Genomic DNA, 25674 nt, shown 5'->3' with positions numbered 1-25674 from the left:
TCCTCCCGGGGTCCCTGACGGCCCCTGGAGGTGCCACCGATGACTGCTGTCGCCGAGAACCCGACCACCGACCCCCTCCCCGCCGCCGGCCTCTCCGTCGTCGGCGCCGACGTGCGCATCCCGCTGGTCACCGGCGAAGAGGTCGATTACGCCAACTTCGACTACGCCGCCAGCGCCCCGTGCCTGACCGCCGTGCGCGACGTGCTCGGCGACGCCCTGCCCTACTACGCCAGCGTGCACCGCGGCGCGGGGTTCCACTCCCAGGTCAGCACCGCGGCCTACGAGCGCGCCCGGCGTACCGTCGCGGCGTTCCTCGGTGCCCGGGACAACGATGCGGTCGTGTTCGTCCGCGGTACCACCGACGCCCTCAACCTGCTGGCCCGCTCCATCCCCGACCAGTGCACCGTCGTGGTGTTCGCCGGGGAGCACCACGCCAGCCTGCTGCCCTGGCAGCACCGCGGCAGCCGGGCCGGGCGGGTCGTGCGGCTGCCGCTGCCTGAGAGCCCGGCCGAGGCCGTCGAGGCGGCGCGCGAGGCGCTGGCGGCGGCGCCGGAGGGCCCGCGCCTGCTCTGCGTCACCGCGGCCTCCAACGTCACGGGCGAGATCTGGCCGGTCGAGGAGCTGACCGCCGTCGCGCACGCGGCCGGGGCGCGCATCGCGGTCGACGCCGCCCAGCTGGTCCCCCACCGGCGGTTCAGCCTGGAGGCCACGGGCGCCGACTACGTCGCCTTCTCCGGGCACAAGCTCTACGCCCCCTTCGGCGCCGGGGTGCTGGCCGGGCGCACCGACTGGCTCCAGGCCGCCACCCCCTACCTCGCGGGCGGCGGCGCCACCGGCAACGTCACCGAGGACGACGTCCGCTGGAACGACCTGCCGGCCCGGCACGAGGCCGGCAGCCCGAACGTACTGGGCGCGGTCGCCGTGGCCGCGGCCTGCGACGCGCTGACGGCGGCCGGGCAGGACGCGCTGCACGCCCGCGAGCAGGCCCTGCTGGAGCGGCTGCGCGCCGGGCTGGCCGCGATCCCCGCCGTGCACGACCTGAGCCTGTGGGACGCCGGCCACCCGCGCGTGGGCATCGTGTCCTTCGTCGTGGACGGGCTGCCCAGCGACCTGCTCGCGGCGGCGCTGTCGGCGGAGTACGGCATCGGGGTGCGCGACGGCCTGTTCTGCGCGCACCTGCTCACGCGCTGCCTGCTGCCCGAGGGACACGCCCAGGCGGTGCGGGCGAGCCTGGGGCTGGGTACGACCGAGGAGCACGTGGACCGGCTGATCGGCGCGGTCGCCGAGCTGGCCGCCCGCGGGCCCCGGTGGGAGTACGCGGAAGATGACGGGCGCATCGCCCCGGTGTCCGACGGCCGCGGGTTCCCCGACGTCCTCGCGTAGGCCTCGGCACAAGCGGGCATATCGCGCCAAATGCGGCGAAAGCCGACCTTCTCCGTAAAAGTCATATTCGGCACCGTTAAATAATTCGATGGTGAAACACATCACTCACGACCGGTAACATCGGGCGCTAACGGGGGGCGGTGACCGTCCGCTCGCGGGGCACCGCCCCGCGCAGCCGGCCGACACCGCCCCGGCACCGGCGACGGCCCGGGGGGCGCATCGTGACCGACAAGCGGCCGGCACTGCACATCGGCGAGGATCAGCCGCTCGTGGACCTGCCCAGCCCGCGCGTCGTCCACATCAGCGACCACCGCGCCCGCTCCCGCGCCGCCGCCCCCGATTCCACCCCCTCCCCGGGCATCGCCCAGGCCCGCCGCGGCTTCCTCCGGCGCGCCGTCGGCTACCTCGCAGCCGACGCCGGCATCCGCCAGTTCGTCGACCTCGGATCCCGGCTGCCCGCCGGCGAGGGCATCGCCCAGGCCGCGCGCGCCCACGCCGCCGACGCCCGCGTCGTCTACGTCGACTCCGACGCCGACACCGCCGTCTCCCTGCACGGCCGCACGCCCCCCGCCGGCAGGCTCGCGGTCCCCACGGTCGTCGTCGAGAGCATGCGCCCCGAGCCGGTCATCACCCGGCTCAGAGCGCGCGGGCTCATCGACTTCGGTGCGCCCGTGGCCGTCCTGCTCCCCGACACCGCCCCGCTCTGGTACGGCGGCGTCCCGCACCACCTCCCGCACGACCTCGTCCGCGCGCTGCACGCCGTCCTCTGCCCCGGCAGCCACATCGCCATCGCCATCCCCCGGCGTGTCGTCCCCGGCCGCCCCGGCGGCGCCGCCGTCCTCGACGCGCACTCCCGAGAACTCGCCGCCGCGGTGTTCGAGCCGTTCACGGTGATCGAGCCCGGCCTCGCCGACCTTGCATGGTGGCCCTACCCTGACGAAGAGGTCACGGCCGAGGGCACGGGGGTGCTGGCCGGCGTCGGACGCAGGGACTGAGCCCGCCGCCCGCGCCGGACGCGTCGGGTACCCTCTGGCGCCGGGGGGAGGAGACGGCTTGAACTGGACCGGGGAGATCCTCGCCCAGCTGGAGTTCTACTGGGACACGACCCTGTGGCCCCGGCTCCGCGGGCTGGGCGACGACGAGTTCTTCTGGGAGCCGGTCGACGGGTGCTGGTCGGTCCGGCCGCGCGCCGACGGGAGCTTCGTCGCCGACTGGGAGTGGCCCGAGCCGGTGCCCCCGCCGTTCACCACCATCGCCTGGCGGCTGGGCCACATCGTCGTGGGCGTCCTCGAACTGCGCGTCAACCGCCACTTCGGCGACCGCACGCTGTCCCTGGCCGACGCCCCCTGGCCCGGCAGCGCCGAGGAGGCGCTCACCCGCCTGCACGACGGCTACGAGCTCTGGCGCGCCGGTGTGCGCGGCGTCGACACCGAGGGCCTCGCCGCCCCGGTCGGCGAGGCCGAGCCGCCGCAGTGGGCCGACTTCCCCTTCGCGATGCTGGCGCTGCACGTCAACCGCGAGATCATCCACCATGGCGCCGAGATCGCCTGCCTGCGCGACCTCTACCGGGCCCGTCCGGCGCAGGGGCCGGACGCGGTGTGAGCCGGGGGCGTCCAGGAACGGGGCCCTAGGCCGAGACGGCGCCCGTCCCTTCCCGCCACGCCCGTGTGTAGGCGTCGACCAGCCAGCGGTCGGCCCAGGCGGTGTCGGGCAGTTCCGGCAGCGTCGAGGTCCGCACCAGGTCCGTCAGCCGCTCCTCCATCTCCGCAGCCGCCGCCAGCGCCTCCTCCTTGGTGTGCTCGCCGCGGCGCAGCTCCCGCAGCCAGGTCGCCCACGGGTCGGGCATCGGCAGCGTGATCCGGCCGGTCTCCAGCATCTCCACGCCCTGCACGCCCAGCCGCACCATGTGGTAGGCGAACTTGACGTCGAAGCCGTGGACCTCGATCAGCTCGGGGCGGTTGGTGTGCCGGCCGCCGCGCCGCCCCAGCATGCTGTCGCGCTGGGCGCGCAGGTAGCCGAGGAAGCGGTGCCCGGCGTGGCGCGACAGGATGTGCTCCGAGGCCGCACGCAGCTCGCGGCCCAGCGGCGTCACGGCGACGATCTCCTCTTCGGGCACGAAGAGGGGGAGCAGCACCGTGGGGTTGCCGTACAGAGCCAGGCGCAGCCACTTGCGCAGCGAGTACACGGTCAGGTCCAGGTCCCCGGGGCCAGAGCGGACGCCCTCGGGCTGGGAACGGAAGATGTACTGCTCGAAGGTGCGCAGGCCGATCACGTACTCCGGGGGCTCCACGCAGATCCCCATCTCGTCGCGGTCGTCCTGACCGGCGACGGTGATCCCGTGAACGCCCGAGCCCACCTGGCAGCGCAGGATCGTCCCGCCCTCGGCGATCGCGGCGTGCTCCGGGCCTGAGTGCTTCATCGGCGGAGTCCTCTCCCATTCCAGGCGCGGCCGCCCGCGCCGGGCACCTCCCGAGAGAAGGGAAGTCGTCGAACGTACCGCGCCACATCGGGCGACCGCGACGCGTTTTCCGCCCGGAAATACGGAGCGGGCCCCCGCGCCGCGGCCGTCAGACGACCTCCAACGGGTCCATGCGGACCTGGGTCAGGTGCTCGTCCTTGCGGGCGCTGCGGGCCGATGCGGCGGCCTTCAGGGCCGCCGTCAGGCCGCGGATGTGCGAGCGCGGGACCCGCAGTAGCGCCCGCTCGGTGCGGTCGTCGTCTCCCCCCTGGAGCACCGGTACCGGACCCAGCAGCTCCGCCGACGCCGGGAGGCGGAGGGCGTCGAGCAGCTCGCGCACGTGCGGGGCGCCGCCGGTGACCGACGCCATGGCGACGGCGGGCGGGAAGCCCAGCTCGCGCCGGTCGGCGAGCTCCCGGTCGGCGAACCCGCCCGGGTCCCAGCGGATCAGCGCCTGGGTGGCGGGCACGTTGGCGTCGGCGACCACCACCACCTCACCGCCCTCGTCAGCGGGGCGCACCAGCGCGGCGGCATTGAGCCAGCGCCGCAGCGCCTCCTCGCCCGCCCGCAGGTCGGCGCGGCCCAGCAGCGCCCAGCCGTCGAGCAGCACCGCCGCCGTATACCCGCCGTCGGCCACCGGCTCGGCACCGGGCGTGGCGACGACCAGCGCCGGGCGGCCGTCCACGTGCGTGAGGACGTCGTCGCGGCCCGAGGTGCGGACCTTCAGCGACGGAAACGCGCGCCCCAGCTCCTCGGCGGTGCGGCGGGCGCCGACCACGCCCGCCCGCAGCCGGGTCCCGCCGCACGACCCGCACGCCCACCCGCCGGAGATCCGCCCGCACCAGCGGCAGTAGGGCATGGCGTGCGCGCTGCGCAGGGCCAGCGGACCCTGGCAGGACTCGCAACGGGCGGGCTCCCGGCACGAGGCGCAGGCCAGCGACGCCAGGTAGCCGCGCCGGGGGACCTGGACGAGTACGGGGCCCTCGGCGGCGGCCGCGCGCGCCACGCGCAGCGCCAGGCTGGGGATGCGCGCGGTGCGGGCGGCCTCGTCGCGGACCAGCTCGCTGTCGTCGTCGGTGGAGCGCACGCGCGGGGCGCGCCGGCGCAGGGTCTCCCGGTCGGCGGCGATGGGGTGCGCCCAGCCGGACTCCACCAGCTGGGCCCCCTCGGCGGTGGTGGTGAAGCCGCCGATCAGCGCGGCGGCGCCCGCCCGGTGGGCGCGCATGGACAGCACCGTCCGCGCGTGCGGGTAGGGCGCATGCGGGTCGCTGTGCACGTCGGCGCCGTCGTCCCAGAGCACCACCAGCCCCAGGTCGTGCACGGGCGCGAACATCGCCGCCCGGGTGCCCACCACGGCCCCGATCTCGCCGCGCAGGAGCGCCAGCCACCGGCGGTAGCGCTTCGCCGGGCCGAGCTCGGCGGTCAGCGCCACATGCCGGTCGGCGCCCAGGCGCGCGGTCAGCGCTGCATCGACGGTCGCGACGTCGCGACCGTCGGGCACCACCACGACGGAGCCCCGCCCCGCGTCCAGCGTGACGGCGACGGCCTCGGCGACCGCATCGGCCCACGCCGGCCCGGGCAGCGCCCGCCACACGCCCCGCGGCGCCTGCCCACCGCGCAACGCTTCCAGGAACGACGGCCCCGCGGGGTATCGGGCCCACGGGCCGGGGTCGGGCGGCGCGTCGGGGGGCTCGGGGGAGTCCGGGGGAGTGGTGGGCTCGGTGCCGGAGGGCGTGGGGGACGTGGGGGAATCGCCGCCGGCGGATGGAGACCCCGTGTCCCCGGCGGCGACGGAGGACGTTCCACCGTCCTCGCCTGGAGAGACGGGGGAAACGGGGGAGACGGAGCCGGAGGTGCCGCCCCCTGCCTCACGCGGTGGGGCGTGGCCGGTGGCCGGCCGGTCGGCGCCGGCATCGGAGCCCTGGCCATGGTGACCGGGGGCGGGGCCGTCGTCATCGGGGCCGGGACCCGCGAGCGAGACCCGGTCAGCAGGGGGGACGGGCCCGCCGTCGCCTTCGCGGCCGGACGCGTCCCCACCGGAGGCATCGCTTCCCGGCGCCTCCCCGACCGTCTCCCCGACCGCCTCGGCAACGGCCTCCGCAGCGGCGTCGTCCGCGGCAGCCACGGCCCGGGCGGCCTCGGCCGCCTTCGCGGCCTCCTTCTCGACGCGGGCGTGCCGTGGCGGGATGGCGAGACGCAGTACGTCGTTGAGCGTCCCGGCGTAGCGGTCGGCGACGGCGCGGGCGAGTTCGCGGATCTCGGGGGTCAGCACGGGCTCGGGGGACACGACGTCGTGCAGGTAGGCGAGCCGCCCTTGGAAGTCGGTGGTGTCGGCCCGCTCCAGCAGGTAGCCCGAAAGCGTCTGGCCGCTGAAGGGCACCCGCACCCGGCAGCCGGGGACGGCCGATTCGTGCATGCTCTCGGGCACCTGGTAGTCGAACGGCCGGTCCAGGTGGGGGAGTGGAGTGTCGACCACCACCCGGGCGACCGGCAGCTCCGCGGCAGGCCGCCGCTTCTCGGGAGGCTTCGACCCGGCGACCGCGGCACGCGGCAGGTCGAACAGCATCCCGTGATCGGGGTCGGACCGCTCGCTCAACAACACCTCCGTGTAGTGCCCTCATCCGCGGCCGGGAAGCGGCCACCACGCTCCGACCGACCGCGCTGTGCGTCCCGGCGGGGCGGCGGAACGCCTTTGCCTTCCGCGCGACCGGCGGCGCGCCCGTCGCCCGCCGCTACGCCACAACCGCCGACGTGACCAGGTTTACCAGAGCCCTCCGACCGCGCTCTCGTGTCCGGGTCGGCGGCAAGCGGTGCCCCGATGGGCGGACACCAAGCGCTCTCCCACCCTGGGGCCCGGCTGTGGTCGTCCAGCAGGGCGAAGGGAACAGCGACGGCCGTCCCCTCCGAGAGCGAGCCGCTCTTCTCGGTGCTCGTCCGCGCCGAGCGGTCGGCGCGCGTAGCCGAAAGGTGGCCCGTTCCGCACCGGCTCCGGTCGATGCCGCGTCCGTCGTGGCGTCGTGGCGTCGTGGCGGACCCGCGGGGCGGGCGTCGACGCGTCCGCGGTCCGGGGGAGTCGGCCGGTTCCGGTCGGCAGCGCCGCAGAGCAACCGTCAATCCGGTCGATGGTGCCCGGCGGGACATCGAGCCCCGTCGGCCCCCGCCGTCCGGTCCATCGGCTGCGTGGCCCGGCCGTGCGGCGGTGTGCGCCGGTGTGCGGGCCGGTGGCTGGTAGACATGAGCGAGCACACCCCGATGTTGAGTGAGAAACGGTCGCCGATGAAGCTGGTCTTCGCTGGAACCCCGGAAGCCGCTGTGCCCTCGTTGCGGGCGCTGTTGGGTTCCGCGCATGAGGTCGCCGCGGTCGTCACGCGGCCCGATGCCGCCTCCGGGCGGGGGCGGAAGGTCGCGGTCAGCCCGGTCGCCGAGGTCGCCGCCGAGGCCGGCATCGAGACCCTGAAACCCGCCAAGGCCGACGACCCGGAGTTCCTGGACCGGCTGCGCGCCATCGCCCCCGACTGCTGCCCGGTCGTGGCCTACGGGGCGCTCCTGCGCCAGGCGGCGCTGGACATCCCGCGGCACGGGTGGGTCAACCTGCACTTCTCGCTGCTGCCGGCCTGGCGCGGCGCGGCTCCCGTGCAGCACGCGGTCCTCCACGGCGACGACGTCACGGGTGCGGCGACCTTCCAGATCGAGCGCGGCCTGGACTCCGGCCCCGTCTTCGGGACGGTCACCGAGACGATCGGCCCCCGTGACACCAGCGGCGACCTGCTCGAACGGCTCGCGCACTCGGGGGCGACGCTGCTCGTGCGCACCCTCGACGGCATCGAGTCCGGCACCCTCACCGCCCGGCCGCAGACCGCCGACGGCGTCTCGCTCGCCCCCAAGCTCACCCCGGCCGACGCCGAGGCCGACTTCACCGCCCCCGCCATGCGCGTGGACCGCGCTATCCGCGCCTGCACCCCCGCCCCCGGCGCGTGGTCGACCTTCCGCGGCACCCGTCTCAAGCTCGGCCCGGTGACCCCCGCCCCCGATGCGCCGGACCTGCCGCCGGGGCGGCTCGACGTCGGCAAGACCCGCGTCCTGGCCGGCACCGCCACCCACCCCGTCGAACTCGGCGAGGTCCAGCCCCAGGGCAAACGCCGCATGCCGGCCCTGGACTGGGCCCGCGGCGTCCGCCCCACCGACGACGACCGCCTGGGCGCCTGACGGGCCCGGCCCTCTGAGTCGCTTGCGGGAACGCTCGGCAAGCGGGCGGTCGCTGTGGCGTCGAGTGCGCGCAGTTCGTGCGAACGGGGCCGAGGTGCGCGGACGCGGCACAGGCCGCGCCCGCGTATCCTCTGGACCGGGCCCGCTCGGCGCCGGCGCCACGGCGCTCGGCAGCGGGTCGTCCTGGCTGCTCCCGTGCCTAAGGCGGAACTTTTCACGTGACCGACCGTTCCCACTCCCCGTACCGTCCCGCGCGCCGCGGCAAGGGCCGCAAGGGGAGCGGCGCCAAGGGCCCCGCGGCGGCGTCCGCCCCCGCCGCCCCCAAGGACCCCGCGCGCAGGGTCGCCTACGACGTCCTGCGGGCCGTGCAGGAGCGCGACGCCTACGCCAACCTGCTGCTGCCCGCCATGCTCCGCGAGCGCGGCGTCACCGGCCGCGACGCCGCCCTTGCCACCGAGCTGACCTACGGCGCCCTGCGCCGCCAGGGCACCTACGACGCCATCCTCGACGCCTGCGTCGACCGGTCACTGGCATCGGTCGACTCCGAGGTGCTGCCCGTCCTGCGGCTGGGCGCCCACCAGCTGCTGAGCACCAAGATCCCGCCGCACGCCGCCGTGAGCGCCACCATCGACCTCGCCCGCCGCGTCATCGGGCACCACCGATCCCGGTTCGCCAACGCCGTGCTGCGCAAGGTCAGCGCCCGCGACCTGGACGAATGGACGGCGGTCGTCGCCCCCGACCCCGCCGCCGACCCCGTCGGCCACCTCGCCGTGCTGCACAGCCACCCGCGCTGGATCGTCGAGGCGCTCGCCGCCGCCCTGGGCGAGGAGCCCGGATCCGCCGACCTCGAACGCCTGCTCGCCGCGCACAACGAACGCCCGCGGGTCACCCTGGCCGCCAAGCCTGGCCGCGCCTCCGTGGCCGACCTGGTCGCCGGCGGCGCCGTCGAGGGCCGCTACTCGCCCTACGCCGCCTACCTCACCGAAGGCGACCCCGCGGCGGTGCGCGAGGTGCGCCAGCGCCGCGCCGCCGTCCAGGACGAGGCCAGCCAGCTCGTCGCGCTCGCGCTGGCCCGCGTCCCCGTCGAGGGCGCCGACGCCCGGTGGCTGGACATGTGCTCCGGCCCCGGCGGCAAGGCCGCCCTCCTCGCCGGGCTCGCCGGGCAGCGCGACGCCCGGCTGCTCGCCGCCGAAGTGCAGCCCGCGCGGGCCGCCCTGGTGGCCGGGGCGGTCGAGCGCTCGGTCCGCGACGCCGGGCGCGTGGTGGTCGCCGACTCCACCCGGCCCGCCTGGCGCGACGGCGCCTTCGACCGGGTCCTGGTCGACGCCCCGTGCACCGGCCTGGGCGCGCTGCGCCGCCGCCCCGAGTCCCGGTGGCGGCGCACCGACCGGACCGCCTCCGAACTCGCACCCGTCCAGCGCCACCTGCTGGAACGAGCGCTGGACGCCACCCGCCCCGGCGGGGTCGTCGCCTACGTGACCTGCTCGCCGCACCTGCCCGAGACCAGCGGCATGGTCGCGTCGGTGCTCGCCGACCGCCCTGACGCCGAGGTGGTGCGCGCCGCCGACCACCTGCCCGAGGTCCCCGACATCGCGGCGGGCGACCACGTCCAGTTCTGGCCGCACCGCCACGGCACCGACGCGATGTTCCTGGCCCTGCTGCGCAAGCTCTGAGCCGGCGAGCCCCGGGCCATCACGATCCGCATCTGGTCGCGCGGCACGTCCCCCGGCTGGAGCGCCCGGGCGTACGGTATCGGCGCTCCGGCCGACTCGACCGAGTGGAGAAGCCCCACGCAGTGACGCCGTCGTGCTCGTGAGGACCGGCGCGTGCCAGGCGCCCATTCTTCGGATCTTCCGGGCTCGCGAGCACCGCCCCTACCGCGCCCGCGCCGCAGGCTCCGCATGGTGGCGCAGCGGGGCTGCTGCGCTGATCGCGTTCGGATGGCCGACCAGGTCGGCATTGGTGAATCGTCGTGCGATGCGACGCCCGGACGGCCGCACGCCTTCCCCCCAGGACTCAGACGGCCCCGGGGAGGATGACCGCGGTCGCGCATACGACGAGGGTGATGGGCTGGAGCACCGTGCTCAGCGCCGTGACCACGGCCCGGAAGCGCCGGGGGCGATCCGGGGCCATCGCCCGCTGACCGGCCGCGACGGCGCCCGTGGTGGCCGCGATTCCGGCGAGGAGCGCCGCGAGTGGGCCGGCCATGGTGGACCACTCCGGCTCGTGGACCACGGTGCTGCGGCCGTCGATCTCGGTGCGGCAGGTCAGCCCCGGGGGCGCCCACGACCATCCGCCCTCGAAGCGCCGCGTCTCCAGCCCCTCACGCGGGACCTCCGGCGGGAGGTCGACGTGCATGCAGGACGTCCCCGCCCCCGCCATGACCTGCACTCCGGAGCCCGCGACAGCGGCGCTCCAGCCGTAGAGGCCGGTCACCTGGGCCGCGACGGCGACCACGACGGCCACGCAGAGCAGCACCGCCCGTTTCGTCCCTGTCATGGCGCAGACCGTAGCGATCCGCCGGCGCGGGCGCACGCGGACGCCGGCCGGTGCGGCGGGCCGCGGGGCGCGCTCCGGCGTCGCCGGGCGGCCCGAGCAGGCGCGATGGCGCATCGCCCCTAGAATCAGGGCCGTGGCCATCCAGATCTCACCCAGCATCCTCTCCGCCGACTTCGCCCGTCTCGCCGACGAGGCCGCGGCCGTCGCCGACTCCGCCGACTGGCTGCACGTCGACGTCATGGACAACCACTTCGTGCCCAACCTGACCCTCGGGCTGCCGATCGTGGAATCCCTGCTCAAAGCCGCCGCGCTGCCGCTGGACTGCCATCTGATGATCGAGGACCCCGACCGCTGGGCCCCCGCCTATGCCGAGGCCGGCGTCGGAAGCGTCACCATCCACGCCGAGGCCGCCCGCGCCCCCGTGCGCACCCTCCGCGAGATCCGCGGCCGGGGCGCCCGCGCCGGGCTCGCGCTCAACCCCGCGACCCCGCTCGACGCCTACGCCGACCTCGCCCCGGAGGTCGACATGCTCCTGCTGATGACCGTCGAGCCCGGGTTCGGCGGGCAGAAGTTCCTCGACCTGGTGCTGCCGAAGATCCGCCGCGCCCGCGAGCTGATCGGCCGCACCGGCGGCGACATCTGGCTCCAGGTCGACGGCGGCGTCTCGGGCGAGACCATCGAACGCGCGGCCGAGGCCGGCGCCGACGTGTTCGTCGCCGGATCCGCCGTCTACGGTGCCGGCGACCCCGCCGCCGCCGTCGACGCCCTGCGTGCTCAGGCGCAGAAGGCGGCGGCCGCCGGCTGACACGGCCCGCCGGCCGGTGCCGGCCGCGTGCCTTCCCCGGTTCCGGCGTGCTTGCCCCGCGTCGTCCCCGGCTCCCGGGCGCGTGCCCCGCGCGTCCGGTTGCCTCTCCGCGCGCCCGTGGCCACACTGAGCCACCGGCGTGGCCCGGCCTCCCCGGCCGCCGGGCCGGGGCGGACATGACGGCGGGCGAGGACGGGCGGTGGCGGTCGGATGGGCGCGGTGTGGAACACCGAGGTCGGCGTGAACCTGTGGTTCCAGGCTCTGGGGCAGTGGCTGCGCGTCCCCATGGAGGTCCTCACGGTCCTGGGGTCGCAGCTGCTGCTTGTGCCCCTGCTCTGCCTGGTCTTCTGGTCGGTGGACGCCCGGACCGGGGCGCGAGGGCTCGTGCTGCTCACCGGGTCGGCCCTGGTCAACGGCGTGCTCAAGGTCGCCTTCCACGGCGCCCGCCCCTACTGGCTCGACACCCGCGTGCGCCCGATGTCGGAGGAGTCGTCCTTCGGGATCCCCTCGGGCCACGTCCAGACCTCCGTGGTCGCGTGGGGCAACCTGGCGGCCGGGCGCGCCCGGCCCTGGGCCTGGTGGGCGGCGGCGATCCTGGTCGCGGTCGTCGCCGTGACCCGCCTCTACCTGGGCGTGCACTTCCTCAGCGACGTGCTGGCCGGCCTCGCGGCCGGCGGGCTGCTGCTGTGGGCGGCGCTGCGCTACGAGGGCGCCGCCGTGCGCCGGTGGCGCCGGCGGCCCCTGGGCGCGCAGATCGGGCTGGCGTTCGCCCTCGCCGCCGTCCCCGCTGCGCTGGCCGCCGCCTGGCAGCGGCTGGTCTTCCCCGGCTGGGCCCCGCCCCCGCAGTGGGCGGGCCCCGTGCCCCCCGATGTGGCGCAGCACTCCCTGCTCACGGCGTTCACCGCCGGGGGCGGGCTCTTCGGTGTGCTCGCCGGGCTCTCCGTCCTCGCCGCCCGCGGCTGGTACAGCGCGGCCGGGACCACCCGCGCCCGGGCCGCCCGCTTCGTGATCGGCATCGCCGTGCTCCTGCCGCTGTTCATCGCCGTGGAGCACCTGCCGCACATGGGCGGGGCGATCGACGCGGCGGCGCGCTTCGCCGGCGCCGCGGCCGTCGCCCTGTGGGGCGCGCTGGGCGCCCCCGAGCTGTTCGTCCGGACCGGGCTCGCGGGGCGCCCCGGCACGGAGCGCGGCGGCCCCGGCACGCCCGCGCGCCCCCTCCCGTGATGTGGGGCACCTCCCATGGCCCGGGAATGGCGCGCGTGGCACACTTGTTGATCGAGTAGCAACGAACGCGTGCTCCGGGGTCGGTGTAATTCCGAACCGGCGGTGACAGTCCGCGACCCGGCCGAATCCATCGGCCGGTTGAACCGGTGGAATTCCGGTACCGACGGTGAAAGTCCGGATGGGAGGCAGTACGCGTGGGATCGTCGCCACACCCGGCCCACCAGGCCGGTGCGCACGGTCCTTGAGGTGGTCCGCCCACCGTCCTTCCCCGGAGCCCGCCCAGGGTGAGGGAGAGGGTTCGGACGTGTTCACCGGAATCGTGGAAGAACTGGGCGAGGTCACCGCCATCACGCCGGTCGGCGACACCCCCGGCGACGCCGCCAGGATCACCCTCCGCGGCCCCACGGTCGCCTCTGACGCCGCCCACGGCGACTCCATCGCGGTCAACGGCGTCTGCCTGACCGTCACCGCGTCCACGGGCGAGGGCTTCACGGCCGACGTCATGAAGGAGACCCTCGACCGCTCCAGCCTCGGCGCGCTCACCCCCGGATCCCCCGTGAACCTCGAACGCGCCGCCAAGGTGTCCTCCCGGCTCGGCGGGCACATCGTCCAGGGCCACGTCGACGGCACCGGCCGCATCCTGGAGCGCACCCCCGGAACCGACTGGGAGACCGTCCGCATCTCCCTGCCCGCCGATCTCGCCCGCTACGTGGTCGAGAAGGGCTCCATCACCGTCGACGGCGTGAGCCTGACCGTCGCCGCCGTCGGCGCCGACTCCTTCACCGTGAGCCTGATCCCCACCACGCTCGGCCTCACCACCCTCGGCCACAAGGACACCGGGGCGCCGGTCAACCTGGAGGTCGACGTCGTCGCCAAGTACGTGGAGCGCCTCATGGGCTTCCGCGAAGCGGGCGCCTGATGGGCGGGGCGGCCTCCGGCGCCTGGTGGCTCGACTGGGCCTACGCCGGGTTCACCCTCCTGGGCGAACACATCCGATGGGCGGACCTCATCGGCAACATCGCGGCCCTGGGCACCGTCGCCCTCGCGATCCCCCGATCCCTGTGGACCTGGCCGGTCCAGCTCACCGGCGCCGTGCTGCTCTTCGCCGTGTCGATCGACGCCCACCTCACAGGCAACGCGCTCAAACAGGCCATGTTCATCGCCCTGGTCATCTACGGCTGGACCCGCTGGGCGCGGCGCACGCGCGGCGGCACGCCGTTGCCGGTCCGCCCGGCGACCCCGCACGAGCGCGGCCTCCTCGCCGGGGTGCTCATCGGCGGCACCGTCGCCGTGGCGCTGCTGTTCGAGGCGACCGGGATCTCCTGGGCCCCGTGGCCCGACGCGTTCATCTTCGTCGGCAGCGCCATCGCGACGTTCGCGCAGAGCCGGGCGCTCGTCGACTTCTGGTTCGTCTGGATCGCCGTCGACCTGGTCGGCGTGCCGCTCGCCCTGATGTCGGGCCTGTGGGTCACCGGCCTGGTCTACGGGGTGTTCTTCGTCCTCGCCGTCATCGGCATCCGCGACTGGATGCGCCGGTACCGGGCGGCGGCCCCGCCGGCCCCCGAAGGCGCGGTGAGCGCATGAGCCCGCCCGAACCGGCCCCGCCCGGCCTAGCCGCCCACGGCATCCGCAAGCCACGCACGCCCGGCTCCACCCGGCAAGGAGAGACCATGACGAGCAGCGCCACCCAGCCCACGGCGACGGGCGACGGCTCCCCGGCGCCCGTCGAGCTCGACGACATCACCGACGCCATCGCCGCCATCGCGGCCGGGCGCGCCGTGGTCGTCGTCGACGACGCCGACCGCGAGAACGAGGGCGACATCATCTTCGCCGCCGAGGCCGCGACGCCCGAACTGCTCGCGTTCACCATCCGCCACACCTCCGGCGTCGTCTGCGTCCCCATGACCGGTGCCGACCTGGACCGGCTCGACCTCCCGTTGATGACCGCCGTCAACGAGGAGAGCATGCGCACCGCCTACACCGTCACCACCGACGCCCGCACCGGCGTGACCACCGGGATCTCCGCCGCCGACCGCGCCCGCACCATCCGGCTGCTGGCCGACACCGGCAGCGTCCCGGGCGACTTCGTCCGGCCCGGCCACATCCTGCCGCTGCGCGCCCGCCCCGGCGGCGTCCTGGCCCGCCGCGGCCACACCGAGGCCGCGATCGACCTCGCCCGGCTCGCCGGCCTGCGCCCCGCGGGCGTGCTCGCCGAGGTGGTCAACGACGACGGCACCATGGCCCGCCTGCCGCGGCTGCGCGAGTTCGCCGACGAGCACGGCCTGTGCCTGGTCTCCGTCGAGCAGCTCGTCCGCCACCTCCGCGACACCGGGGCCGCCGCCGACCCCGCCCCCGCGGCCCTGGCCGAACGGGTCGTGGAGACCCGCATCCCCAACCGCCACGGCGAATGGCGGGCCGTCGGCTACCGCGCCGCCGACGGGGCCGAGCACGTCGCCCTCGTCCTCGGCGACATCGGCGACGGCACCGGCGTCCTCGCCCGGCTGCACTCCGAATGCCTCACCGGCGACGCCTTCGGCTCCCAGCGCTGCGACTGCGGGACCCAGCTCGACGCCGCCATGGAGCGCATCGCCGAGGAGGGCCGCGGGGTCGTCGTCTACCTGCGCGGCCACGAGGGCCGCGGCATCGGCCTGCTGCACAAGCTGCGCGCCTATCGCCTCCAGGACGGCGGCGCCGACACCGTCGACGCCAACCTGGAGCTCGGCCTGCCCGCCGACGCCCGTGAATTCGGCACCGGCGCGCAGATCCTCACCGACCTCGGGGTCCGCTCGGTCCGGCTGCTCAGCAACAACCCCGGCAAGACCGAGGGGCTCATCCGGCACGGGCTGACCGTCAGCGAGCGCATCGCCATGCCCACGGTCGTCACCACCGACAACCTGCGCTACCTCCAGACAAAGCGCGACCGCATGGGCCACGACCTGCCCGGCATCGCGGCCGCCAACTGACCCGCACCAGCACACCAGTGAAGGACCCTGCCCCATGAGCGGAACCGGACGCCCCGAAGACCGGGTGCCCGAAGCGGCCGGACTCACCGTCGGGATCGTCGCCACCCGGTGGAACGCCGAGGTCGTCGAGCCGATGCTGCGCCGCGCCCTCGACGCCGTCGAACAGGCCGGCGCGGCCGGTCCCACCGTCGTCCACGTGGCCGGGGCGATCGAGATCCCCGTCGTCGCCCAGCGGCTCGCCCGGACCCACGACGCCGTCATCGCCCTCGGCGCCGTCATCCGCGGCGGCACCCCGCACTTCGACTACGTGTGCCAGTCGGTCACCCACGGGCTGGCCGAAGCGGCCCTGCGCACGGACACCCCCGTCGCCAACGGCGTCCTGACCTGTGATACCCAGGAGCAGGCGCGCGATCGCGCCGGCCTCCCGGGCAGCCGGGAGGACAAAGGGCACGAGGCCGCTGTGGCGGCCCTGGACACGGCGCTGGTCCTGCGCGGTCTGCGCGGCGCAGAGCAGCGCCGCCCCGCCGGGCAGGCGGGACCGGACGAATGAGGGAGCCCGTGCGGCGGCACGACCTGAAGGATGGGAACACCGTGGACGACGACGCCGAGCGCGCACCCGCCGCCCCGCTGCCGGTGACCTGGCGGCCCCGCAACATGCGCCTGGTCGCCTACGGGCTGGCCGTGATCGTCGTGGCCACCCTGGTGATCCTCGCCGCGGCCCTGCCGGCCACCTGGCAGCTGTCGGACCGGCTGGGGCTGGCCGCGCTCGGCCTGGCCGGCGCCGGCGCGCTGCACCTGCTCGCCCGGCCCCGGCTCGTGGCCGCATCCGGCCGCGTCACCGTGGTCAACAGCATCCGCACCCACGTGCTGGAGTGGGCCGAGATCGTCGACATCCGCATGCCGGCCGGCGAGCCCTGGCCCACCATCGACCTCTCCGACGGCACCACCCTGGCGGTCATGGGCATCCAGAGCAACGACGGCGACCTGGCAACGGCCCAGCTCGCGGAGTTCCAGCGGCTGCTGCACGCCCAGGGGGAAGGCCGCGAGCCCGCGCGCTGACCGGGGCCCGTTCCCCGGCCGCGGGCCGCCCGGGGGCGGCCCGCGGCGGCGCGGCTCCGCCTTCCGACTTGATCACGGTGGGTGATCACGGGGTAAAACGACTTGAACTCCGGGCCGATCCGCTGCGTCATAGGGGTATGGACATCGAAACGAGGACCCCGGAGAGGGCCCGGCACCGCAACGCGCGCCTCAGCGCGGTCACGGTCGCCCTTTGGGCCGTCGTCGTGGCGCTCGCGGTCTTCTCACTGGTCGTCATCTGACCCCCGGTCACCCGACGCCGGCGCCGGCCCCGGCCGCCCCAATCCCACCTCCACCACCTTCGTCCACGACCTCCCCGTCCACCCCCCATATCCCGGACCGATCCCCATTTCCCCCGCGCACCCCGCCGGCCGGGCGCCGCACGGCGTTCCGGCCCCTCGGGCTGCGCCGCGCCCCGTGGCCGGACACGGCCTCCCGGGCGGATTCCGGGCGGATCAGGGTTCCGCATCCGGCCCCTGAGGCACATAGCCTGACAGGGAGGAGCGAACGGGGGGAGCCCATGAGAGCCGCCACCGGCACGGCCCGCACGTGCACCGCACCGTGCACGCCCGCGCGAGCGGACGCCCGGCGTCCCGGCGGCGCGGCCGGCCCGCCCGCCGCGGCCGCCCGCCGCCCGGACCGTTGCGCGCGAGGCGCGGCCTGAGCACGAACCACCGACACCGACCGCGGGGATGCGGGCAGCCACCACCGCCCCACCTCGACGATTCCGCGTCCGCCTACGCCCCGGACGCACCGGAGAGAGGCGCCGCCGCCGTTATCGGCGGACGGGCCCGAGGAGGAACACATGCGTGATATCCGCTCCGCCGTCGCCGACTTCTACGCCTCAGGCGAGACCTTCGCCCTGGCCACGGTGGTCGACACCTACAAGAGCTCGCCCCGCGACGCCGGGGCGGCGATGGCGGTCGGTGCCTCCGGCGAGGTCGCGGGCAGCGTATCGGGGGGCTGCGTGGAGGGCGCGGTCTACGAGCTGGCCCAGGAGGTCATCGCTTCCGGCCGCCCCGCCCGCGAGACCTACGGAGTGAGCGACGACGACGCCTTCGCCGTCGGCCTGACCTGCGGCGGCACCCTGCACGTGCTCGTGGAGCCGGTCGACCCGGCCCGCTACCCCGAGCTGGGCGACGTCCTCGCCGCCATCAGCGGGCACCGGCCGGTGGCCGTGGCCACCATCGTCGGCGGCCCCGGCCCGCTGGGCGCGCGCCGGGTGATCTGGCCCGGCCGCGCCGACGGCGGCCTGGGCGGTGCCCGCCTCGACGCCGCCGTCGACGACGACGCACGCGGCATGCTCGCCCAGGGCAGCACCGGCATCCTGCGCTACGGCGCCGACGGCCAGCGCCGCGGCGACGAGCTGGAGGTGTTCGTCCAGTCCTTCGCGCCCGCCCCCCGCATGCTCGTCTTCGGCGCCATCGACTTCGCCGCCGCCGTCGCCGACATCGGCGCCTACCTCGGCTACCGGGTGACGGTCTGCGACGCCCGGCCGGTGTTCGCGACGCCCAAGCGCTTCCCTCAGGCCGACGAGGTCGTGGTGAAGTGGCCGCACGTGTTCCTGCGCGAGATCGAGGGCCAGATCGACGAGCGGACCGCCATCTGCGTCCTCACCCACGACCCCAAGTTCGACGTCCCGGTGCTGGAGGTCGCCCTGCGCACCCCGGCCGGCTACATCGGGGCGATGGGCAGCCGCCGCACCCACGACGACCGCATCGCGCGGCTGATCGAGGCCGGCGTGCCCGAGGAGCGCCTGGCCCGGCTGCGCTCGCCCATCGGGCTCGACCTGGGCGCACGCACCCCCGAGGAGACCGCGGTCTCCATCGCCGCTGAGCTGATCCAGACCCGCTGGGGCGGCAGCGGCCGGCCTCTGCACGCCACCGACGGGCGCATCCACACCGACCCGGCGACCCGCCCCCGCATCCCCGCCGGAGCGCGCCGCGACTGAGGCCGCCGCCCGCCGCCCGTCGTCCGCCATCCGCCATCCGCGCGGCCGGATCCGGCCAGCGGAGCCGGGCGCGTGGGCGCTACGGTGCCCGGATCGCCCCATCCACGGGGGATTTTCAGCGATGCGATGGCAGATGCGGGACTGTGCCCGGCGACGCGGTCAGCGGGGCCGTGACATCATCGCGTCATGACGACACGCGAGCGCAGCGGGGCCGGCGAATCGCCCGCCGGCCTCCTGCTGGCGGCCGGGGAGGGCAGCAGGCTCGGCCGTCCCAAGGCCCTCGTCGTACTGGCGGGAGAGCGGCTGGTCGACCGCGGCGTGCGCATCCTGCGGGAAGGCGGGTGCGGACCGATCTACGTCGTGACCGGCGCCGCCGAGGTCGTGGTCGACGGGGCCGACTCCATCCACAACCCCTCCTGGAACACGGGTATGGGCTCGTCGCTGCGCGCCGGGCTGGATGCGCTGCCCGATGACGTCGACGCGGTCGTCGTGGCCCTCGCCGACCAGCCGCTGGTGACCTCGGCCGCGGTCCGCCGCCTGCTGGCCGTCCACCGCGAGGACGGCGCCCGCGCCGCCGCGGCGACCTACGCCGGCAACCTGCGCAACCCGGTGCTCCTGGGCCGCGAGCACTGGCCCAGCGTGCACGCCCTCGCCGAGGGCGACGTCGGCGCCCGGCCGTTCCTGCGCGCCTACTCCCACCTGGTGACCACGGTGGCCTGCGACGACATCGCCAGCCCCGACGACATCGACACCCCCGAGGACCTCGCCCGGCTGCGCGAAATGGTGAACGGAGAGCGCGCGGGCAGCTGAGGGGCGCCGCCGCGGCGAGGGGGCCGGCCCGGGGCAGGCCTTTCAGGCGGTGCCAGGGGAGTCGGCCGGGGCGGCGGCAAGAGCGATCCGGTCAGCCGCGGCCGGGCTCCAGCGCCCGGATCCCGAACCGCGCGCCCGACACCGCGCCGGGCGCCAGCACCGCCAGGTCGGTCCCCGTCGCGAAGGCGTTGGGCGGACAGGTCATGGGCTCCACCGCCAGCCCGCTGCGGTGCAGGCCGCCGGGCAGGCCGTCGGCGCTGAACACCTGGAGCCAGCCGAAGGACTCGTCCGCCCACAGACCCACCGACCGGCCGCCGCCCGACAGCACGGTCCACGCCCGGCCCTCGGCGTCGCGGCGCAGGCCGGTGAACGCGGTGTCGAAGACGGTGGCCCCGATGCGCCGGGCGTTCCCGAAGTCGTGCTCGGTGCCCTCGACCGGCTCGGGGGCGCCGGCGGGCAGCAGGCGGCCGTCCACGGGCAGCCGCGACCGGGCGGGCAGCCGCAGCACGGCGTCGTCCAGCGCGCCCGCGACCCGCAGGTAGGGGTGGGCGCCGGTGCCGTAGGGCGCGGCGGCGGCGCCGATGTTGCGCGCCCCCACGTGCACGTGCAGCCCCTCGGCGGGGTCGAGCCGGTAGTCCGCGGCGAGCTCCAGCCGGAAGGGGTAGCCGGGGGCGCCGTCGAGGGTGAACGCGAGCCGGACGCGATCGGGACCGGTCTCCACCGGCAGCCACGTTGCGGAGTGCACGAGGCCGTGCAGAGCGGTGGCACGCTCCGGCTCGGTGACGGTCAGGCAGTGCTCGGCCCCGGCGAACACGTAGCGGCCATCGGCGACCCGGTTGGGCCAGGGCGCCAGCAGCCGCCCCTGGAACGCCACGGGGTCGGCGGGATCATCACAGGGCCACACCAGGTCATGCCCACGCCATTCCAGCCGCAGCAGCCCGGCCCCATGCCGCCCGACCACCGCGCGGTACCCTCCGGCGGCCAGTTCGATCACATCGGCCACAGCACACCGTCTTCCCGATCGCGAGTGATCCCGAGCGATCATAGCCGCCGTGGTTCCGGAGCGCCGCCCGATGCACGCTGCGCACGCGGGGGCAGACGGCACGACCGTCGGGGACCGCGGATCCCTGCCGGGATCTCCTGCCGCTCTGCGGGTGGGTGCGGCCCTGGAGCCGGACGGCCACCCGGCGAGGACGAGGGGATCGGGGGCCGGTGACGTCGGCCATGCGCCGTCACGGCTCCACGAGACGCCCGAGCCGATCACCGCCGGGCGGTCACGCTGCCGGGAGGGTGGGCGCCGCGCGTTGCGGCCGGGCCGGCCAGTGCGGGTGCCGGGGCCGCCGCTGGTGCGCCGGACTCAGGCCGCCACTGGTGGCCGGTCATGAACACCGGCGTGCAGACAGGGTCCCCGGCGGGGGACTACGCCATCAGGTTGTGGAGCGGGATCAGGATGCCCGCGGCGACCGTGAGGAAGCCGGTGCTGAGCAGGAGCAGGAGCATCGCCACCGAGCCCGCCACCGCCAGGCGGTAGGCGATCAGCTGGGTGCGGGCCTTGCGTTTGCGGCCGGCGGCCGTCCGGCCCAGGAGGTAGAGGACCACCCCCAGCACGACGGGGGTCCACCACGCGTGGCCGGTGTCGGCCGGGAGCAGGCTCACCACCGCGTCGGCCGCGCCCGCCAGGGCCGATACCGGGGGGCTCTGGCTGAAGTCGACCGCGCTCTCGTAGGCCGACACCCATGGGGTGGTGATCTCGGGGAAGAAGCCGTCGGCGCGCAGCCAGCGGCCGAGGCCGTCGAGGAGGCCCAGCAGCCCGGCGGGGTAGGCGAACCTGCGGCAGCGACCCGCGCCCATCGCGCGCTGGATCTGCGCCATGCCGCGGTCGACGCGCTTCTGCTCGCTGCGCCGGCGGCGCAGGTGGCGCCGTTCCTCCGGGGTACCGGCGGGAGGCGCGTAGGGGTCGTAGGCGGGCGGAACCCCCGGACCGGCGGTTCCGGGCCCGGCGGCTCCCGGACCGCGGTGGGCGGCGCCGGCGACGTGGCCGCGTATGCGGGCCCACCCCGCGCCGATCGCCCCGGTGGCGGCGTCCCAGCGGCCTTGCAGGCGCGCGCGGCTGTCGGCGCGGTCGCGGTCGCGCTGCACCGCCCCCGACCGCGTGGCCGCGGGCAGCAGCAGGGTCGCGGTGACCAGCGCCGCGATGGCCGCGGTCTCGCCCGCGCGCCCCCGCAGCCCCGCGGTTCGCTGCTCGCGCCACCACCCGGCGTGCGGCGCGCTGCTGCGCTGGGCCGGGTGCCACGACTGCGCCCGCAGCGTCCGCCGGGTCCGCACGGCCGCATCGGGGTCCAGGACCAGTTCGACGGCGTGCGCCCACGCGGAGTCCCACTCGTGGGCGGGCAGGCCGCGGGCGTCGCTCACGTCGGCGCCGATCCGGTCCACGGAGGTGCGCACCTCGGCCATGATCAGCGGCGCCTCGTGCTGGACCCGCTCCAGCAGCGCGCACCGCCCCGCGCCCTCGGCGCGGCAGGCGGGGTGGCCGCACCAGTGGCGGGCGGCGAGGCCCAGCGCCCCCAGCTCGACGGCCTCGCGCAGCACCCCGTGCCGGCTTCGGTCGCCCGTCGCCAGCGCCAGGACGCCGTCGGCGCTGACCTCGTGGCCCCGGAAGCGCGGCGGCATCCCCGGCACGAACCTGGCCCCCAGCGCGCTGATGGCCAGGTGCACCCGTTCGGGGTGCGCGTCGAGATCGGTCAGGTAGGCGCGGTCGAACGTGTAGTCGTTGACCTCGCGGTCGAGCCAGGTGCGCAGGGTCGGCCAGTGGGTGCGCAGCCACACCTCGCCCTTGTCGGAGCGGTCGAGCAGGTCGAACGCGAGGCTCGGCGCGTCCTCGTGGGTGACGTCGGCGAACCGGATGGGCGCGTGGGAGCGCGCCTTGACCAGGCTCGGCCGCTCGCCGGCCAGCCACTGCCGCACTTCGGCGTGGCCCCACCGGGCCGAGGGCGCCGGGGTCAGCAGGCCGCGCGCCAGCAGCCGCCAGGCGTCGTCGGCGATGGCGGAGACGTCGACCTCGGTGCTGCGCGCCGTGAGCCAGTTCTCGCCCCGCTCGGGTCGGCGCCCGGTCATCATCTCGTGCACCATGACGCCGAGCGACCACCAGGCGGCGGGCGCCTCGCGCCGGCCCTCTACCACTTCGGGGGCGGCGTAGTCCTCGGTGATGGCCAGCCCGCCGTAGACGCGGCTCATGGTGGCGCGGACCGCGCCGCCGAAGTCGGTGAGCGCGAACACCGGCGGGTCGAGGCTGCGCACCAGCAGGTTCTCGGGTTTGACGTCGGTGTGGTTGTGCTGGAGGGAGTCCTGCCAGTGGTGCAGGCACGCGGCGACCGCCTCGACCACCGCGCGGGCGCGATCGGGGCTGAGGGGCGCGTCGTCCATCAGCGAGCGCAGCGACCCGTGGGCGAAGTACTCCTGCGCCTCCCACGCGACGTCCTCGCCCCACGAGCTGCGGGCGGTGCCGTAGCCGTGGATGGCGGGGGTGTGCGGGTCGGCCTCGCCGCGGGCGCGCAGGCGGTCGAGGAGCTCGCGGTTGATGTCGTGGCCCGGCCGGTAGACCTTCAGCGCGATCCGCCGGCCCGTGCCGGTGCCGCCGCCCTGGCCGCCGCCGCTGTCGCCGCGCGTTGTCCCGCCGGGCTCGGCGAGGTAGACCACGGCCTCCCCGCCCGAGCCGATGTAGCCGAGGACGTTGTAGGAGCGGCGCAGCTCGGCGGGGATCGCGTAGTCGATCTCGCCCGCCGGTCCCACGACCACCCGCGCGATCAGCCGGGAGAACCAGGTGATGAGCGGCCCGAACGCCCGCTGCCACCACGACGGCGCGGCCGGGCCGGCCGGCGGGGGCGCCGCCCCCGAGGCGGTGGGCCGGCGCAGCCGGGCGGTGGCGCCGGCCGGGGCGTCGGGCAGGGTGTCGGTGACGGTGGTGGCGGCGCCCGGCCGCAGGATGCGGGTGGCCCAGCGTGTCCGCGCGCGACCGGGGTCGAGGCGGGCCGTCGCGGGCGCGGGCTCGACTCGGCGGGTGGGAGACGCGGGGTCCGAGGGCTCGGGTGTGACCATCGTCGAGGCAGTGTCTTTCGCAGTCTTGCGGCCGTCGGCGGTTCCCGCAGGGGGCGGGCGCCGTGCCTTCCAGACTAGGCGAGCCCCGCCCGCCCGCGCAGGGCGGGCGACACGGGTATTTCCCCTAAGGGACACGCCTCGGCGCTGTGCGGCACGGCCGCCGGCCCCGCCGCTCGCGCGGGCGCCCGGTGCCGCTCAGTGCTCGGTCTCGCCGCGCGGGGCCAAGCCCAAGCGTCGGCACGCCTCCCGGTACATCCGCACGACCTCGCGGCGGATCTGGGCGCGCTCGGTCAGCGGCTCCGACCAGGGGATGCGCACGGGAACCTCCGCGCCGCCGACCACGGCGACGTAGTCGCCGCCCGCGCCGTCGAGGCCGGTCATCCGGGCCGACTCCGCATCGGGCCGGCCGCCCAGCGCGCGGCAGATCAGCAGGGTGTCGTCGGCGTGGTCGTCGTTCATGTGCGCGGTGACCGCGCGGACGACCTCGGGCGGGAACGGCGATGCCGGCACGGGACCCCTTCCGGGAAGCGACGGGCACGGACGCGCGGGCGGACCCGGGCGACACTGTGGCCCGACGAGCCTACGGCAGGCGGGCCCGCAGGCCGCGCCCGCCCGCCGCGGGGCCCGCCCGTGCCGGTGACGCTCGTCCCGGCCGCTACTCCTGGAGGGTGAACTCGGCGTCGATCTCGACCTTGATGCGGTCGCCGACGACCACGCCGCCGCCGTCCATGGGCATCTCGATGTCGACCCCGAACTCCTTGCGGCTGATCTCGGTCTCGGCGTGGAACCCGGCGCGGGTCAGGCCGTAGGGGTCCTTGGTGACGCCGTTGAACTCCAGCTTCAGCTCCACCGGGCGGGTATTGCCCTTGATGGTGAGGTCGCCGGCGAGGATGAAGTCGTCGCCCGCCTGGCGCGCACCCGTCGAGACGAACGTCCACTCCGGGTGGTCGGCGACGTCGAAGAAGTCGGCGGAGCGCACGTGGTCGTCGCGCTGCTGGTTGTCGGTGTTGATGGACGTCGCGTCGATCGTGGCGCGCGCCGAGGATGCGAACGGGTCCTCCTCGACCGTGAGCACCGCGTCGAACTTCTCGAACCGGCCGCGTACCCGGCTGACCATCATGTGCCGCACGGAGAAGCCGACCTCCGAGTGGGCGGTGTCGATCTGCCAGGTGCCCGGCACGAGCTGCTGTTCAGGCATGATTCCCCCTATCGTCCCCGTATGGGGCGGTGGTCCAACTGTAACGTTCCGTGACATGGCGGTCATGGAAGGATGAAAGCTTCACGGAGAAACAACTTCTTTGCAAGAGGTTCCTATTCCGCCTTCGGCGAATCCGCCATCCCTGTGCGGCGCATCCCCAGCTCACGCGCGCACCCACCGTTAGGCTGGTCCACGATGATGACGATGGTGTTGATTCGGGCGGAATCCGAGTTCTGCCGGAGCAGAAGATCAGGAGCGTTGAGCCCGTCGTGACCGGCCCCACCATCCTCGGCGCCCAGCGCTTCCGCGACGACGACGGCTCCGCCGACCCCCTGGTCGCCGAACGGCTCGCCGCCTATGCCCGGGGCGCCGCCGGCGACCGGCAGGTCCTCGCTGCCCTGGGCCCCTCACGGCTGCTCGTCCCCGTCGTCGCCGTCCCCACCGAGGTCGAGACCGGCATCGACGGCCTCAAGCGCGACAAGCACAGCGAGGTCGCCGTCCCCGTGCTCACCGGGGCCGACGGCCGCCGCGGCGTCCTCGCCTTCACCAGCGTCGACAGCGTCCGGCGGTGGCGCGAGGACGCCCGCCCGGTGCCCTTCACCACCGTCGACGCCTGCCGCGCCGCCGTCGACGAGGCCGCCGACGCCCTCGTCGTCGACGTCGCCGGCCCGGTCACCTACGCCGTCCAGGGCCGTTTCCTCGCCGCGCTCGCCGAGCACGGCGCCGTTCCCGAGCCCAAGGACGACCCCGACGTCCTCGCCCGCATCTACCGCGTCACCCACACCGAGTTCGGGATCCAGCGCGTGCGCATCCACGCCTCCGACCGCGCCGACATCGGGGTCCGCCTCGAACTCGACCGCCGCGACGACCAGTCCCTGCGCCGCGTCGCCCAGCGGCTCGCCGACGAGCTGGGGCCCGTCCTGCCCGGCGGGGTCGAACTCAGCGCCGTGGTCCGCGCCCGGCGCGACACCTGACCGCACCGCCCCTGCCCCGGCGCGCCCCCCG

At 75.6% G+C, this 25674-nt stretch carries 23 protein-coding genes and 1 riboswitch; of the genes, 16 read left to right on the top strand and 7 right to left on the bottom strand.

Annotated elements, in window-relative coordinates; translation table 11 throughout:
- Window positions 1-39: 39 nt before the first annotated feature.
- The 3 genes from ACFOVU_RS22360 to ACFOVU_RS22350 all read left to right on the top strand — a co-directional run bounded on the left by ACFOVU_RS22360 (window position 40) and on the right by ACFOVU_RS22350 (window position 2985).
- Window positions 40-1383 (top strand): aminotransferase class V-fold PLP-dependent enzyme, encoded by a 1344-nt coding sequence (locus ACFOVU_RS22360; RefSeq protein ID WP_378536716.1) that lies wholly within the window; start codon window positions 40-42, stop codon window positions 1381-1383.
- Between the two features lie 221 nt (window positions 1384-1604).
- Entirely contained in the window at window positions 1605-2378 is a 774-nt protein-coding gene (locus ACFOVU_RS22355; RefSeq protein WP_378536715.1) for an SAM-dependent methyltransferase, read from the top strand.
- 58 nt (window positions 2379-2436) lie between these two features.
- Window positions 2437-2985 (top strand): DinB family protein, encoded by a 549-nt coding sequence (locus ACFOVU_RS22350; protein WP_378536713.1) that lies wholly within the window; start codon window positions 2437-2439, stop codon window positions 2983-2985.
- Window positions 2986-3010: 25 nt separating this feature from the next.
- Here the strand turns inward: ACFOVU_RS22350 and ACFOVU_RS22345 are convergent, their stop codons facing one another.
- Together ACFOVU_RS22345 and ACFOVU_RS22340 are read right to left on the bottom strand one after the other, a co-directional pair.
- Window positions 3011-3802, bottom strand: coding sequence for a nucleotidyltransferase domain-containing protein (locus ACFOVU_RS22345; protein WP_378536712.1), 792 nt, complete (start codon window positions 3800-3802; stop codon window positions 3011-3013).
- 148 nt (window positions 3803-3950) lie between these two features.
- The gene (locus ACFOVU_RS22340) at window positions 3951-6437 is read right to left on the bottom strand and encodes a primosomal protein N' family DNA-binding protein (RefSeq protein ID WP_378536710.1); all 2487 of its coding nucleotides are present in this window, start codon (window positions 6435-6437) and stop codon (window positions 3951-3953) included.
- A gap of 680 nt (window positions 6438-7117) precedes the next feature.
- Between ACFOVU_RS22340 and ACFOVU_RS22335 the strand changes: the two genes are divergently transcribed.
- Complete coding sequence (locus ACFOVU_RS22335; RefSeq protein ID WP_378536709.1) at window positions 7118-8047, top strand: methionyl-tRNA formyltransferase; 930 nt, start codon at window positions 7118-7120, stop codon at window positions 8045-8047.
- 218 nt (window positions 8048-8265) lie between these two features.
- Entirely contained in the window at window positions 8266-9720 is a 1455-nt protein-coding gene (locus ACFOVU_RS22330; protein WP_378536707.1) for an RsmB/NOP family class I SAM-dependent RNA methyltransferase, read from the top strand.
- Window positions 9721-10063: 343 nt separating this feature from the next.
- On the opposite strand, the gene ACFOVU_RS22325 is transcribed toward ACFOVU_RS22330, so the two are convergent.
- Window positions 10064-10546 (bottom strand): hypothetical protein, encoded by a 483-nt coding sequence (locus ACFOVU_RS22325; protein WP_378536706.1) that lies wholly within the window; start codon window positions 10544-10546, stop codon window positions 10064-10066.
- Between the two features lie 133 nt (window positions 10547-10679).
- Here ACFOVU_RS22325 and rpe point away from each other — a divergent pair, with 133 nt between their 5' ends.
- The 10 genes from rpe (at window position 10680) to ACFOVU_RS22275 (ending at window position 19376) form a co-directional block, all read left to right on the top strand.
- Entirely contained in the window at window positions 10680-11351 is a 672-nt protein-coding gene (gene rpe, locus ACFOVU_RS22320; protein WP_378536704.1) for a ribulose-phosphate 3-epimerase, read from the top strand.
- A gap of 210 nt (window positions 11352-11561) precedes the next feature.
- Entirely contained in the window at window positions 11562-12575 is a 1014-nt protein-coding gene (locus ACFOVU_RS22315; protein ID WP_378536702.1) for a phosphatase PAP2 family protein, read from the top strand.
- A 65-nt stretch (window positions 12576-12640) separates the two neighbouring features.
- Window positions 12641-12771: riboswitch (FMN riboswitch) on the top strand.
- Window positions 12772-12879: 108 nt separating this feature from the next.
- Window positions 12880-13494 (top strand): riboflavin synthase, encoded by a 615-nt coding sequence (locus ACFOVU_RS22310; RefSeq protein WP_378536700.1) that lies wholly within the window; start codon window positions 12880-12882, stop codon window positions 13492-13494.
- Window positions 13494-14159, top strand: coding sequence for a nicotinamide mononucleotide transporter family protein (locus tag ACFOVU_RS22305; RefSeq protein ID WP_378536698.1), 666 nt, complete (start codon window positions 13494-13496; stop codon window positions 14157-14159). Before ACFOVU_RS22310 ends, ACFOVU_RS22305 begins: the two co-directional genes overlap by 1 nt.
- 86 nt (window positions 14160-14245) lie before the next feature.
- A complete protein-coding gene (locus tag ACFOVU_RS22300) occupies window positions 14246-15538 on the top strand; it encodes a bifunctional 3,4-dihydroxy-2-butanone-4-phosphate synthase/GTP cyclohydrolase II (RefSeq protein ID WP_378536697.1) in 1293 nt (430 codons plus the stop codon).
- A 34-nt stretch (window positions 15539-15572) separates the two neighbouring features.
- Complete coding sequence (gene ribH / locus ACFOVU_RS22295; RefSeq protein WP_378536695.1) at window positions 15573-16088, top strand: 6,7-dimethyl-8-ribityllumazine synthase; 516 nt, start codon at window positions 15573-15575, stop codon at window positions 16086-16088.
- A 104-nt stretch (window positions 16089-16192) separates the two neighbouring features.
- On the top strand, window positions 16193-16597 hold the full coding sequence (locus ACFOVU_RS22290) for a PH domain-containing protein (protein WP_378536787.1): 405 nt from the start codon (window positions 16193-16195) through the stop codon (window positions 16595-16597).
- 137 nt (window positions 16598-16734) lie between these two features.
- Window positions 16735-16857: a hypothetical protein gene (locus ACFOVU_RS22285; RefSeq protein WP_378536693.1), complete on the top strand. Its 123-nt coding sequence runs from the start codon at window positions 16735-16737 to the stop codon at window positions 16855-16857.
- Between the two features lie 563 nt (window positions 16858-17420).
- Window positions 17421-18566 (top strand): XdhC family protein, encoded by a 1146-nt coding sequence (locus tag ACFOVU_RS22280; protein ID WP_378536692.1) that lies wholly within the window; start codon window positions 17421-17423, stop codon window positions 18564-18566.
- A 186-nt stretch (window positions 18567-18752) separates the two neighbouring features.
- Window positions 18753-19376, top strand: coding sequence for a nucleotidyltransferase family protein (locus tag ACFOVU_RS22275; protein ID WP_378536690.1), 624 nt, complete (start codon window positions 18753-18755; stop codon window positions 19374-19376).
- Window positions 19377-19467: 91 nt separating this feature from the next.
- Here the strand turns inward: ACFOVU_RS22275 and ACFOVU_RS22270 are convergent, their stop codons facing one another.
- The 4 genes from ACFOVU_RS22270 to ACFOVU_RS22255 form a co-directional block, all read right to left on the bottom strand.
- Window positions 19468-20379 (bottom strand): aldose 1-epimerase family protein, encoded by a 912-nt coding sequence (locus ACFOVU_RS22270; RefSeq protein WP_378536688.1) that lies wholly within the window; start codon window positions 20377-20379, stop codon window positions 19468-19470.
- Between the two features lie 416 nt (window positions 20380-20795).
- The gene (locus ACFOVU_RS22265) at window positions 20796-23471 is read right to left on the bottom strand and encodes a protein kinase domain-containing protein (RefSeq protein WP_378536686.1); all 2676 of its coding nucleotides are present in this window, start codon (window positions 23469-23471) and stop codon (window positions 20796-20798) included.
- 195 nt (window positions 23472-23666) lie between these two features.
- Complete coding sequence (locus ACFOVU_RS22260; protein ID WP_378536684.1) at window positions 23667-23981, bottom strand: DUF2470 domain-containing protein; 315 nt, start codon at window positions 23979-23981, stop codon at window positions 23667-23669.
- Window positions 23982-24126: 145 nt separating this feature from the next.
- Window positions 24127-24669, bottom strand: coding sequence for a YceI family protein (locus ACFOVU_RS22255; protein ID WP_378536683.1), 543 nt, complete (start codon window positions 24667-24669; stop codon window positions 24127-24129).
- A 269-nt stretch (window positions 24670-24938) separates the two neighbouring features.
- On the opposite strand from ACFOVU_RS22255, the gene ACFOVU_RS22250 reads away from it, so the two are divergent.
- The gene (locus ACFOVU_RS22250) at window positions 24939-25643 is read left to right on the top strand and encodes an SseB family protein (protein ID WP_378536681.1); all 705 of its coding nucleotides are present in this window, start codon (window positions 24939-24941) and stop codon (window positions 25641-25643) included.
- The last annotated feature ends 31 nt before the right edge of the window (window positions 25644-25674 follow it).

Source organism: Nocardiopsis sediminis, assembly GCF_042650565.1.
Lineage (GTDB): Bacteria > Actinomycetota > Actinomycetes > Streptosporangiales > Streptosporangiaceae > Nocardiopsis_B > Nocardiopsis_B sediminis.
The sequence above is the reverse complement of the archived record's forward strand: the minus strand, read 5'-3'. Positions and strand labels throughout refer to the sequence as shown.

Excerpts from the sequence above, each read along its gene's own strand:
- ACFOVU_RS22360 (WP_378536716.1), top strand. The coding sequence starts at position 40 with ATGACTGCTGTCGCCGAGAACCCGACCACCGACCCCCTCCCCGCCGCC.
- ACFOVU_RS22345 (WP_378536712.1), bottom strand. The coding sequence starts at position 3,802 with ATGAAGCACTCAGGCCCGGAGCACGCCGCGATCGCCGAGGGCGGGACG.
- ACFOVU_RS22335 (WP_378536709.1), top strand. The coding sequence starts at position 7,118 with ATGAAGCTGGTCTTCGCTGGAACCCCGGAAGCCGCTGTGCCCTCGTTG.
- ACFOVU_RS22325 (WP_378536706.1), bottom strand. The coding sequence starts at position 10,546 with ATGACAGGGACGAAACGGGCGGTGCTGCTCTGCGTGGCCGTCGTGGTC.
- ACFOVU_RS22315 (WP_378536702.1), top strand. The coding sequence starts at position 11,562 with ATGGGCGCGGTGTGGAACACCGAGGTCGGCGTGAACCTGTGGTTCCAG.
- ACFOVU_RS22305 (WP_378536698.1), top strand. The coding sequence starts at position 13,494 with ATGGGCGGGGCGGCCTCCGGCGCCTGGTGGCTCGACTGGGCCTACGCC.
- ACFOVU_RS22300 (WP_378536697.1), top strand. The coding sequence starts at position 14,246 with ATGACGAGCAGCGCCACCCAGCCCACGGCGACGGGCGACGGCTCCCCG.
- ribH (WP_378536695.1), top strand. The coding sequence starts at position 15,573 with ATGAGCGGAACCGGACGCCCCGAAGACCGGGTGCCCGAAGCGGCCGGA.
- ACFOVU_RS22290 (WP_378536787.1), top strand. The coding sequence starts at position 16,193 with ATGCGCCTGGTCGCCTACGGGCTGGCCGTGATCGTCGTGGCCACCCTG.
- ACFOVU_RS22285 (WP_378536693.1), top strand. The coding sequence starts at position 16,735 with ATGGACATCGAAACGAGGACCCCGGAGAGGGCCCGGCACCGCAACGCG.
- ACFOVU_RS22280 (WP_378536692.1), top strand. The coding sequence starts at position 17,421 with ATGCGTGATATCCGCTCCGCCGTCGCCGACTTCTACGCCTCAGGCGAG.
- ACFOVU_RS22275 (WP_378536690.1), top strand. The coding sequence starts at position 18,753 with ATGACGACACGCGAGCGCAGCGGGGCCGGCGAATCGCCCGCCGGCCTC.
- ACFOVU_RS22265 (WP_378536686.1), bottom strand. The coding sequence starts at position 23,471 with ATGGTCACACCCGAGCCCTCGGACCCCGCGTCTCCCACCCGCCGAGTC.
- ACFOVU_RS22255 (WP_378536683.1), bottom strand. The coding sequence starts at position 24,669 with ATGCCTGAACAGCAGCTCGTGCCGGGCACCTGGCAGATCGACACCGCC.